Origin of the sequence: Marinimicrobium sp. UBA4209, from assembly GCF_002381585.1 — a bacterium.
Taxonomy (GTDB): Bacteria; Pseudomonadota; Gammaproteobacteria; order Pseudomonadales; family Cellvibrionaceae; genus Marinimicrobium; species Marinimicrobium koreense.
This window is the reverse complement of the sequence record NZ_DFTP01000095.1, coordinates 18,562-30,030: the sequence shown is the minus strand read 5'-3', so window position 1 is coordinate 30,030 and position 11,469 is coordinate 18,562. Positions and strand designations below refer to the sequence as shown.

At 58.4% G+C, this 11,469-nt stretch carries 9 protein-coding genes; 3 read left to right on the top strand and 6 right to left on the bottom strand.

The features are described 5' to 3' along the window. Positions 1–253 precede the first annotated feature (253 nt). Complete coding sequence (locus B3187_RS14115; RefSeq protein ID WP_286807124.1) at positions 254–775, top strand: DUF6795 domain-containing protein; 522 nt, start codon at positions 254–256, stop codon at positions 773–775. A gap of 33 nt (positions 776–808) precedes the next feature. Further along, positions 809–1,978, top strand: coding sequence for a lipase family protein (locus B3187_RS14110; protein WP_286807122.1), 1,170 nt, complete (start codon positions 809–811; stop codon positions 1,976–1,978). 326 nt (positions 1,979–2,304) lie between these two features. On the opposite strand, the gene B3187_RS14105 is transcribed toward B3187_RS14110, so the two are convergent. The 3 genes from B3187_RS14105 to B3187_RS14095 are packed head-to-tail and all read right to left on the bottom strand — an operon-like array spanning position 2,305 to position 6,178. Next, a complete protein-coding gene (locus B3187_RS14105) occupies positions 2,305–3,132 on the bottom strand; it encodes a DUF4198 domain-containing protein (RefSeq protein WP_286807121.1) in 828 nt (275 codons plus the stop codon). Further along, positions 3,129–4,193 (bottom strand): PepSY-associated TM helix domain-containing protein, encoded by a 1,065-nt coding sequence (locus B3187_RS14100; RefSeq protein ID WP_286807119.1) that lies wholly within the window; start codon positions 4,191–4,193, stop codon positions 3,129–3,131. The genes B3187_RS14105 and B3187_RS14100 overlap by 4 nt, the downstream gene beginning before the upstream one ends. Next, positions 4,193–6,178: a ligand-gated channel protein gene (locus tag B3187_RS14095; protein WP_286807118.1), complete on the bottom strand. Its 1,986-nt coding sequence runs from the start codon at positions 6,176–6,178 to the stop codon at positions 4,193–4,195. Before B3187_RS14095 ends, B3187_RS14100 begins: the two co-directional genes overlap by 1 nt. 147 nt (positions 6,179–6,325) lie before the next feature. On the opposite strand from B3187_RS14095, the gene B3187_RS14090 reads away from it, so the two are divergent. Beyond that, positions 6,326–7,246, top strand: coding sequence for a LysR family transcriptional regulator (locus B3187_RS14090; protein WP_286807117.1), 921 nt, complete (start codon positions 6,326–6,328; stop codon positions 7,244–7,246). A gap of 24 nt (positions 7,247–7,270) precedes the next feature. Here B3187_RS14090 and B3187_RS14085 read toward each other — a convergent pair whose 3' ends face one another. The 3 genes from B3187_RS14085 to flgL all read right to left on the bottom strand — a co-directional run bounded on the left by B3187_RS14085 (position 7,271) and on the right by flgL (position 11,469). Further along, positions 7,271–9,229 carry a putative bifunctional diguanylate cyclase/phosphodiesterase gene (locus B3187_RS14085; protein WP_286807116.1) on the bottom strand — a complete coding sequence of 653 codons (1,959 nt, stop codon included), beginning with the start codon at positions 9,227–9,229 and terminating at the stop codon, positions 7,271–7,273. A 289-nt stretch (positions 9,230–9,518) separates the two neighbouring features. Further along, positions 9,519–9,848, bottom strand: a complete 330-nt coding sequence (locus tag B3187_RS14080) for a flagellar protein FliT (RefSeq protein WP_286807114.1) — start codon at positions 9,846–9,848, stop codon at positions 9,519–9,521. A 10-nt stretch (positions 9,849–9,858) separates the two neighbouring features. Then, positions 9,859–11,469 (bottom strand): flagellar hook-associated protein FlgL, encoded by a 1,611-nt coding sequence (gene flgL / locus B3187_RS14075; RefSeq protein ID WP_286807113.1) that lies wholly within the window; start codon positions 11,467–11,469, stop codon positions 9,859–9,861.

The following is an 11,469-nucleotide window of genomic DNA, read 5'->3' as shown; positions in this document are numbered from 1 at the left end:
ACGGCGGATGCGCGCCTTGCGGCGCTTATCCGCCCTACGGATAGAAAGGCAATTTGCGCAGGGCGCAATCGGTCCGACCTTTCGAGGCGCGCAGATGGCGTTTTGACCTGGTTCACAAAACCCCGCCTGACCTCTTGCCCCCGCACATGCCCGGTGATAGTTTTCACCATCAGGAATCCACACCACAAGGAGCGATTATGGACCACCAACCCCCTATCCCACCCGAAACCCCATTCCTCCAGGAACCTTCAGCATGCTGAAGTCCTTATTGTTGGTCCTTCTGGCCCTTACCTCTGTGGGAGTTTGTGCGATGAGTCTTACCGATATCGGCAAAGTTTGCCTGTTTTCAGAAATGTCAGGGGTGCTGATGGCCAATGGGATGCCGGCGGCAAACGTCCGCCTGGTCCGAACGGCCAAGTGGCAATCAGAGCACCAGGATGAAACCACGACCGATGCCGACGGCCATTTTCACTTCCCGGAAATGACCGAGCGAACCGTCGCCAAGTTTCTACCGATGGAGTTTGTGGCTTCGCAAAGCCTGACAGCATTTTACGATAGCTCCGAAATCCAGATATGGCGCGGTATTAAACGAACATCGGAGCGTAATGCCGAGTCTCGCGGAACACCTCTCAATGTAACTTGTGAGCTTTTTGATGAGGAAAAGAGCATCACCGTGAACGGCGGACCAATTTTCAGTCGATGTAACTGGGATGTCAAACCGGACCCCTCTGAAGACTGGATATGGGAGAACGGTGTAGGTTCAGAGAAAGACTGACAAAAGGTATGCATTTAATACAAGGAGATGAGTATGCAAAACCCGCTAAGCCCAGCCCAAGCCGCTGTTCTCGCTCGAGACGTTTACTTGCTTTCAAAAGAATCATCCTACCGCGCCGGGCTCGAAGAATTTCAGCGACGCTATAAAAACATTTTCCAGTTTAACGATAACACTATGCTGACCGCCCAAACGGGAGGGCCCAGTTTTATAAAGTGCCGGACAGCGTTTGGGCTTTGCCTGACAGGTCGGGACCGTTTCGCAGGTCATTCGTTTCTGGTGTTCCGAGGCACCCACTACTTGGCCGATTGGCTGACCAACGCTAATTTCACTCTCGCTCGCTCCAGCAATAATCAGCCGGTACACGCCGGCTTTAGCGATGCGTTTAAATCCATTCGACCACAGCTATTGTCGCTAATGCCGAGCATTTCCGGTACCCAGATCCATTGCATTGGCCACAGTCTGGGCGGCGCGATCGCCAGCTTGTGCGCTGAATGGATCGAGTTGGCGTACCATAGAAAACCGTGCCTTTACACCTTCGGAGCGCCACGCGTGGGGTTACACGGCTTCGCCAGCACCCTGTCCAAAACATTAAGCTCGCCCAATATTTACCGGGTGTATCGCCGTTCAGACGTGGTGCCCTACGTCCCAATCTGGCCATTTCTTCACGCACCTTTGCAGGGCCAGACCTACCGACTCCCAGCGATCGGGACGATCCCAACCCTTCGCGACCACAGTATTGGCGAGTACGCCACCAGCATTGGCTCAAAAAACTGGCCGGTTCTGGCTGAGCCGAAAGGGTCAGGTTCGGACCGCGAAATTGAACATTGGTTATTAAGCAACCACCTGGTCAGTTTCAGCATTGATAGCCTCGAGTGGCTTGGGCGAGCACTGATTTATGTTCTAGAGCGCTGCATGGCTGGGGCGGCCCGCTTGCTGTCTGGCGCGGGATCGACGCAGTTGACGTTGCTGGATTCCATAGCAGTTATTCTGAACAAGGGCATCAAACTCGCTGACACCGTTTCTCGTTGGGTTCTATACCTGGTACGTAAAATCCTGATGCTGATTGGTCGGCCTGAAGTGGTGGAAAGTGCGGATATTAGCCGGACGTATTTGCGGCATATTCTGATGGAGCTGCAACACAAAGTGAACGCGTTGGTGCAGAGGGTGCTAAACCAGTCGTTAGTAAATGGACAAGCGGATTAGCAAACACGCGGACGTCCTCCGCACGGGTCCTTGGCCGTAGGGTGGCATAAGGGGCGCAAGCCCCGTCATCCACCGATTGGAGTCTGAAACGAAGCTGAGAATGGTGGATGACGGCCTTCGGCCTTATGCCACCCTACGCTGGACTTGGCAGGCCTGGGGTGATCGGGTGTTGGATGCGGGGCCGCGTGATGAGGTGTTTGCACTCGCTGGTAATTGAATGACGTTAGACGGCACCGCATGGGTGCCCTACACAGCTGACCAGCATCGTGGACTGTGATTCCCCGCAAAGGATGCCAACCACGTAGGGCACCCATGTGGTGCCGTTATTATAACGGCAAGACCTCAACCACCGCGGAATAGCTACCACGCCGCTGGCTTGCGGGCGGCGCGGCGTCGTCATCCTCGTATTCCACTTCCAGAAAGTACATGCCGGGCGCTTCAAAGGTTACGGTGACTTCACCCTTGGCATTTGTGGTGCCGGTGGTGGGCCGGGACTGATCGCGATATTTTTCCCCTTCCCTCACCAGGGTCAGGCTGGCGTTTTTTGCCGGTTGGCCGTCGAACAGAAAGCCGAACGTCACCGTCTCGCCAGTGTACAAGTCGTTCGGATGCAGTCCGGGTGCCCATTCTAGCCCTTGGCCGGTGGGTTTCAATACCGCGTCGGTGGGAGCCCCGGCGGTGACGAACACCTCGATGCGGTTTGCCGCGTCGGTGACCTGCAAGTCCGCAGCCTCTTGCGGAACCTGGTTGCGAAACTCCGCCTCTGTGCCGGTGCGCCCACGGCCGGGCCAGAAGTGGCGCTCGCCGTTTTCGTCGGTCCAGCGGGCGACCAGGGTGCGGCTCGCGCTGAACACCTTGTAGGTGCCCTCCTCTGTCAGGTTGAGGTCGAAGACGCTGCGGTACTTCAGGCGCTGGCCGTTTTGCAGCTCGATCTTGCTGGCTTCCGGGTTCCAGGCGGTCAGCCGTTCCAGTGGGTAGGCGTGATGGTCGGGATTGAAAATGCCGTTGGCAATCGCGGCATCAAAGGTGATCCATTCATTCTCGCCCGAGACGACCGTGGTGTTCGGTTTGATCCACAGGCGATGGGCTTGGGCCTGGGAGGCGAACAATGCCAGCGCAAGCAGGGTAGCAGTAAGCGTTCTGATCAGTTTCATTCGTTGGACTCCAATGTCAGGGTTATAGCGCCGAGCTCGTGCTCGCCCGCTTCGGTGGTGGAAAAAGATGTATCGGCCGGCAGAGTCAGAGGCAGCTCGACGGTTTCCCGGCCGCCCAGTTCACGGGCTGCTTCGACGACAATCGAGTAGCGCCCCGCCGGTAGTTGATTCAATCGCGTTCTGAAAGGCGTCAGGTCCACGGTGGTCTGCCCCGGTCGGCGGGTGGCTCCGGTAACACCGTCGATGGGAAGGTCCGCAAACCGGCCGCTGCGGCGCCACCATAGGCGCAGGTCCTTCAGCCATTTTTCGCCTTCCCGATTCGCCATTCGCAGGTCGTACCAGAGGGCGATGTCGAACACTGGCTTGCCCCGCTCGTCCGCCAACCAGATGGCAACGTAGGGTGCGTGATATTCGGCCACGGGCAGGCGCGGAATCTCCACCTGTAGTTGATCTTCGGCGCTGGCGTGCGCTGGAATGACCAGTAACAGAATGGGAATCAGAATGCCGGCCATGACCAATGGCCAGGTGGTTGTGCGTTTTTTGCTGTGCTTTTTCAAAAGAATGAGCCCCGTTATGGAAAACACGATACAGGCGACGGAAAACACATCGATGAACAGCCGCCATACCCAGCCGGTGTTCCGGCCTTTATGCAGGTCATTGAAGTAGGCAATCCAGCCCCGGTCGGTCACCTCCTGGTAGAAGGCCCCGGTTTCCCGGTCCACGGTGAACCAACGATCGCCTCCGGCGCGGGGAAAACTGGCATAGAATTCGTAGTCGCTCCAGGTCACCTCGGCCTCCGGGCGAATCCGGTCGCCGGTGGTATCGGCGTACCAGTGCACGAATGCACCCGGCAGCGGCTGGCCCTCTTCCAGCCGGACGAGCAACGCCTCCGGCACCTGGGCAGACTCGGTATGGACCTTGGCTTCACCGTCGATTTGCCCGGCGTGGTTGAGGGTGATGCCGGTGATGGCAAACAACATCATCCCTGCCAGGCAAATGGCGGAGCTGACCCAGTGCCAATTCCGCACGTTCCAAATTTTGCGGGTAAGCGACTGGGCCATTACAGGCTCCAGGCCAGGGACAGCCAGAGGCGTCGGCCGTCTTCCACATAGCCGTAGTCGTCCAGGTTGATCTCTTCATCGCCCAGGTTATAAATCCCAACACCCAGTTTGAGGCGTTCGGCCAACTGGTAGTTGCCGCCAAGGTCAATGGTGGTGTAGGACGGCGCAATCAAACTGTCCTGGGATGGCCCGGTAGTGGGCTGGCTTTCTTCGCCTCGGTAAATGACGCGCAGCCAACCGTTGAACGTGTCGGTCGGGCGCCAGGTAACCGAGGTCTGTACCATGTGCTTCGGTAGCTGATTCAGCGGGCTTCCGGCGTACTCCCCGGTTTTCTGTTCCGAGTCGGTATAGGTGTAGTTGCCACTCAGGGACCAGGCGTCGTTCAGGTCGGCGGAAGCGGTGATTTCAATACCCTGGGTAACCGCTTCGTCAATATTGATTCGCGTCGTAGGCAATGAACCGAACTGGTTGGGGCCGGCATCGCAAATCGTATCCGGGCAGGCCACGCGGGTAATCTTGTCCTCGAAAGCGTTGTGGAAAACCGTCAGTGAGGTGTCCAGGGTGTCGGCAAAGGTGGTGTAGATACCGAGCTCCTGACTGACAGACGTTTCCGGCTCCAGGTCCGGGTTGCCATAGACGTTGCCGCCGCGGCTGACCTGCCCCCAATCCGGTACTGTGGCGCGCAGGTCGGGCGCACTGTAGCCGGTAGACACCCCGCCCTTGAGGGTAGTGTCCCGGGTGATGGCCCAGTTGCCGTACAGGCGCGGGCTCCAGTGGCCGCCAAACTGGTCGTTGTCGTCATAGCGCAGGCCGGTGGTCAAGGAAAAAGGCGTGGCCACCTGCCATTCGTTTTCGGCGAACAGGGACCACTGGGAACCCTCAATCGTGGTGCGGTCGCTGACCTGGTTACTGGTGCGGTCGTCGAGTTTCTCTTGAAGATAGGAACCGCCGAAGCTCACGTGATGATCGCCCAACGGCAAGGTCCCGAGCGTCTGGAAGTCCGTGTTGGAAATGGCCATCGCCCTCGCCCGGTTTTCATACTCGTCACGTTTGACGTAGCTACGCAGCGTCAGGCGATCCCAACGGCCATTGTGGGTCAGCGCCAGGGTTTCACTGTCGTATTCGGTGGTCGAGGATTCCGGGCAACCGCGTCTATCACAGGCTTCACCGGGCGCCAGAGGCTCCACCGTTTTTCCCAGGGTCGCATCGATGACCTGGGACGCTTTGCCCGCCTCCAGAATGACTTCATGGTCATCCCCGGGGGTAAGCGCCAGCTTGACGTTCAGCGTGTCAGAGTCCTTACCGCGAAAGCCGCCGACGATGTCGTCTTCTCCGCGCTGGGTAAACCGACCGTTGACCTGTAAGCCCAGTACATCGGGAATGATGGAGCCGGCGGTAAACAGGTTGACCTGGTGAATGTTGCCGGACTCGCTGCGCTCCTGAACGGTGGTGTCCAGCCGGATTTCCGAGCGCCAGTGTTCCGGCGTTTTCTTGGTGATGATGTTGATCACCCCACCAATGGCGTCAGAACCGTACAGAGACGACATGGGGCCGCGCACCACTTCGATCCGCTCAATGGCCACCAGCGGTGGAGTCCACTCCCCTTCCACCCCCGGGCCGTCGCTATTGGGCCGGGTTTCCCGCGAGCTCTGGCGCTGGCCGTCCACCAGAATCAGGGTGTAGCTGCTGCCCATGCCGCGCAGACTGATGTCTTCCCGGTCTCCACCACCGGTGACGATGGCTCCGGGCACATCGGCAATGGCGTCCGTCACATCCCGGTAGAAACGCTGGGACAGCCGCTCACCGTCGATCACGCTGATGGACGCCGGAGCGTCTTTCAGTTCCTGCTCATGGCCACTGGCGGTAATGACGATGGTTTCCAGCGGAGCGAGCGCCAGTTGCCGTGGTGCGCTGCCCTGAGCCCACGCGGTGGTGGCGCCGACAGCAAGTAAAGCGACGGGCAAGACGTGTCGAATCAGTCCCAAGAATATTTCCTCCATTGCAACTTTTTGATAAACTTAATGAGAATTGTTTGCATTCGTAATGTAAACTCTTGCTGCTGCTCGCTCAATCAAGGGTATTTGGAATCACTCTTAAGCAGCGCTGGATAATCGCGAACAGGGGTATTGGTAATGAACGCAAAAATGATGAGGGCAATCCGGGTGTTTACCCGTACCGTGGAGCTGGGTCGAATGGGTGCGGCCGCTGAGGACCTGCACATGACCACCTCGGCGGTCAGTCAGCAACTGCAGAAGCTGGAAAGTGATCTGGGCCTCAGCCTGTTCAACCGCAACACCCGAAATCTGGTGCTCACGGAGGCCGGCAAAATTCAATACCAGTGCTGCCGCACCATGCTGGAAGTGGCCGAGAAGGCGCGGGAGGACATAGAGCAGCTGCAGGGCACCCCCTGCGGCACCTTGAAAGTCATAGCACCGGTGGGCTTTGGTGCGGGCCTACTCAGCGAGCCGCTCAAGCAGCTCACGCGGGAGTTTCCCCGGTTACGCCTGGACCTGAGCTTCGGTGACGAAAACCCGGACCTGATTGCCGCGGGCGCGGACCTGGCGCTGTGCATCGGCCCATTGGCCGATTCTTCCCTGGTAGCCCGACATCTGGTGGACTGGCATTTTGTGCTGTGTGCCGCGCCGGGGCATGCTCAACTGGCAAAGCCGATTGAACGCCCCGAGGGCCTGAGCGGGGAGGGTTACATTGCACATACCGTGCGCGAACGGCGATTCAACGACAGGCTGACCCACCACCTTACCGGCGAGGCGCTACCGCTACCCCGACCGCGAATTCGGGTGAATAATATGCAAGTGGCGATACAGCTTGTTCAGGATGGCGTGGGCTACGGGCTGCTGCCCGAGCCGGAGGTGCGGGAGGCGCTGCGCAGCGGCCGATTAATACAACTGTTACCGCAGTGGCGGGCACCCAGCTTCAGTGTTCATGCCCTGGCCCCCAGCCGCGACACCATGCCCGCGAAAACCCGCGCCGTCATCGACAGTCTGCAGCAGTGGTTTGACGACATATCAGAGGCCATGCCGGAGGTGGGGTGAGAGAGAAGCCTGGAGCCGAACGAGTCAAGCGGCACCGGCTTGCCTGGATTCCTGGGTCGCCATCCAGAGTGCAAAGGCATCTTTGTCACAGGGACGATGGAGACCAAAGCCTTGAGCGTAGCCGAAGCCAAGATCGGTAACGAAATCCAGCTGCTCGCGGGTTTCGATGCCTTCTACGATGGAGCGCAGCTTGAGCACCTTGGCCAGCTCCAGTACGGTGCGGGCAATCTCCTGGCTCTTTTTGGCGGAGTGGATTTTCTCAATAAAGCTCTTGTCCAGCTTAATGCCGTCCACAGGGAGGGTGCGCAGGTAGCTCAACGACGAGTAGCCAGTGCCGAAGTCATCCACGTAAATGCGGATTCCCAAATCGCGCAACCGATTCAGAATTTTGCTCGCCTCTTCGTCGCGTTCGATCAACACGCCCTCCGTGACCTCCAGACTGAGGTTTCGGCCGCTCAGCCCATAGGCTTGCAGGGTTTGCTGAATAAACGGCACCAGGTCAACCTGAAAGAACTCTTTGGGTGACAGGTTGACACTGATGGCGAACTCGCAGGGTACAACACCATTGGCCCGCCACTGCTGAAGCGCGGCGCAGGCCTGGGTGAGCATCTGGCGACCAATGTCGCCAATCAGCCCGGCCGCCTCGGCTACGGGGACAAAGTCTTCCGGGCTCATGACGCCCAGCTCGGGGTGGTGCCAGCGACACAGCACTTCACAGCCGCTCGGATTACCCGTCGGCACATCGGTGATGGCCTGAAAGTGGGCTTTCAAGTCCTGATTCTGAAGCGCTTTGCGCAGCTCGGTTTCCAGTCTGGCTCTGGAACGCTGCTCATTGCTGAGTGCCTGATCATAAATAAAGTAGGTGCCCTTCCCTGCCTCTTTGGCTTTATACAGAGACAGGTCGGCCTTACGAATCAGCGTATCCGCACTTTGCTCCTGGCCGGATTCCAGGGTAATACCGACGCTGGAGCCCACATCAAACTCAGTGCCACTCACAGTAAACGGCCGTCGTAGGCTTTCCAGAATGCGCTCGGCCAGGCTGGCGGCTGCGTTGTGGTCAGCCACGTGCTCGGCAAGCAAGATAAACTCATCGCCGCCGAACCGGGCCAAGGTATCTTCAGGGCGCAGCTGATCCTGAATGCGCTGAGAGAAAAGCCTCAATAAGCTATCGCCCACCTGGTGGCCATAGCTGTCATTAATGGTTTTGAAGTTGTCGATATCCATAAGCAACACAGCAAAAGGGGCTGGGTGCCGGCGAGTGCGGTGAATGGTCTGAGACAGACGATCCAGAAACAGCTCGCGGTTGGCGACGCCGGTGAGCTTGTCATGGAACGCACTGTGCTGAAGCTCTTTTTCCATGACTTTGCGGTCGTGGATATCCCGTCCGTAACCGAAGTAAAGGGTCTCCCAGTCCACTTTGACAAAACTCCACTCGACCCAACGGTGACTGCCGTTGGCGGTTTTGGTGCGGGCATCAAAGCTGACGTGGTTTTCTCCGTGAGACAGTAGACTGTTGATCTGCTTGACCACTTCAGGGCGGTCACCGTCACAAATAACGCTGAGAAATCGGCTGCCCCCCATGTCTTCGGGAGTTCGGCCCAGAATACGACTGGCTGCTGGGTTAACCTGCAAAAAGCCTCCCTGCTGGTCCAGGGTGCAGAGGATATCCGGTGAGATAGCAAAGAACTGCTCCAACTGCGCCTTCTGATAGGCGTTTTGGAAGGACTCCTCCCGCAGCCGACGGATCAACTGGGACAACCGTCCGGCCTTGTCCAGGCTGAAGATCAGGGCCAGAACGCAGCCGACCAGGATAGCGCTGATCAGTGCCCCCGCCCAGGTAATCCCCTCAATGTGCTCGTTGTCCGCTGCCGATTCCATGGTGTCATGCAGCCCTATCAAGGCATTGCCTCCCAGCACCACCAACGACAGGGTGATGAGGGCTACGAGCGCGACGATCACGGCGGTCAGTTTTTTGCCCGGCATAGGGGTATTAACCTCTCCAGTATTTGGTGAGTGTTGGGGTGATATGGGTTATTGGGGGAGTCTTACAAACGATTGGATGGTCAACATAGTAACATAAAGATGAATAATGCGCCACCCCGGTGCAGAAGTGCCGGTTTTCTGCCGGTGTGGTGAGGTGTCGGGGTGAACCGTTGGTTTACGGCGGGTGTGGAGTTCAGTTGGGTTTTGGGGTTGCGTTACGGCGGATGCGCCTTCGGCTTATCCGCCCTACGCGGCCTGCCGTGCTATCTGCCGTAACCACACTTTTCGGTCAAGGTTTGTAGGCCTTGATGGCCTTGTCCTGATGGTTCTGCTTTTTGAGTTCGGCGGCGATGTCGGATTTGGTGGCTTCGGCCAGTTCGGTAATGTGATCGTTGAGGCGCTGGATGTCAGCCACCTGGTCGCGGAAAGCCTGCTCCTGGCCGGCCTTGGCCACTTCGATCAGAAACTCCCCGTCATTGACCTTCTCTAACAGCGCTTCACGCTCTTCGCTCAAGGCCGAGAACTCGTCCCAACGTCCGGTTTCGGCCAGAGCCTGCAGGGTTTCAATGTGAGCCTGAAGCTGGTTCAGGGGCGCCAGGAGGTCATCGTCTCGGGTCATTGATGGGCCTTTACAGGAAGTTGAATAAGTTCAGGTTGCTGACTTTGACGAAGGTCTGTTGGGCGGCGCTCAGGATAAAGCTCTGCATCTGCAGGCGGGTGGAGGCCTCCGCAACGTCAACATCGCGCACCTGGCTGAGCAGCTCTTCGCTTTGCAGCTTGGTGTCGCTATTGAGGTTACGGACACTTTCCAGGGTATTCAAGCGCGCGCCGATTTCGCCCTGCACTTCGGATACCCGGTCGAGTCCGGTGTCCAGGTTGGTGAGGGTTTTCGCCACCAGCTCACGCATGTTCTCCTTTCCTTCATCGGTACCATCGTAGGCGTGCAGGGCCTCGCTAAAACGCGACAAGGTGGTGAGCAGGCCCTGCTTGTCGGTGCTGCGCACCTGGAAACCGTCCCCCGGAACCGCCAGCTCGCCGTTGGTGGCGGTGGTGCCGGCGTTCTGGGTGGCGAAGCCAAAGGCCGCGTCAGTGTTAGCGGTGCCGCTGCGCACTGTTAGGTTCTGGCCGTTGGGCACCTGCAGGCCGGTGGCGTCCACCGTAATGCCCAGATTCGCCAGTTTGTCGGCATTGTCGGCCGCACCGCTGCCGCCGACGGTCTCCACAGAGCTGGACAGGGCCGCCGCCAGATCCGCAGCGTTATTCACCGCTTGGTCCAGCACCAGAGTTTCGGTTTTTCCGCCCACGGAGAGGGTGATGGTTTCCGGCCCGGCACTGAAGTCCGTCGGGGTCACGGCGCCAAAGTCCAGAGTGCTGGGCACCGCCGCTTCGCCGCTGTAAGGCTGGCCACTGACGGTAAACTGAATGCCGTTCAGCTCGATGGGTTCGCCGGACCGGTAAGGGGCGTTCTCTACCAGCACCCGCCCTTTATCATCGGTAATGGTGTAGTTGGCAGCGGCCGGCGTAACATTTTCCGGCGCGTTGAAAGTGATCTCCATACCGCGCGGAGAAAACTTGTCGAACGCTTCCTGATCGACAATGCGGCCGACGCTGATTTTCGCCGGGGGCACCGCCAGGTTGTCGCTGTTCGCTCGGGTGTTAAAGGTATTGTGGCCGCTGGGCACATCCACGAACAACCGCTTGCCGGAATCCGACACCGGAATGGTGACCGACTCCGAGAGCTGAATATTCAGCTGCCCCTCATCGCCCTGATAGGTAAAGTTGCCCTGTCCTTCGTCCACAAATGGCGCTTCGCCGCCCTGGTGGCCGCCAAACATGTACTGTCCGGAGGCGTTGCGGCTGTTTTGCAAGTTGAGCAGCTCTTCAATGCGGGTATCCACTTCCGCTGCCAGGGCTTTGTAGTTACTGGCATTTAGGGTACCGGTATTACCGGCCTGGACGGTCAGCTCTTTGATACGCTGGATGACGTTGACGACCGCTTCCAGCGCCACCTCTTCCTGATCCAGGCTGTTCTCGGCGGCATTGATGTTTTTTTCATACTGCTCCAGACGCCCGAGATTCTGGGTCAGGCGCAGAATGGTTACCGCCGCCACCGGGTCGTCCGCCGGACTCAGCACCCGCTTGCCCGTGCTGATCTGTTCGCTGGTTTTATTAACCGCGGACTGGGCATCGCGCATGCCGATGTCGGCGATATTGTAAATCTGTGAGGTGGAAACGCGCAT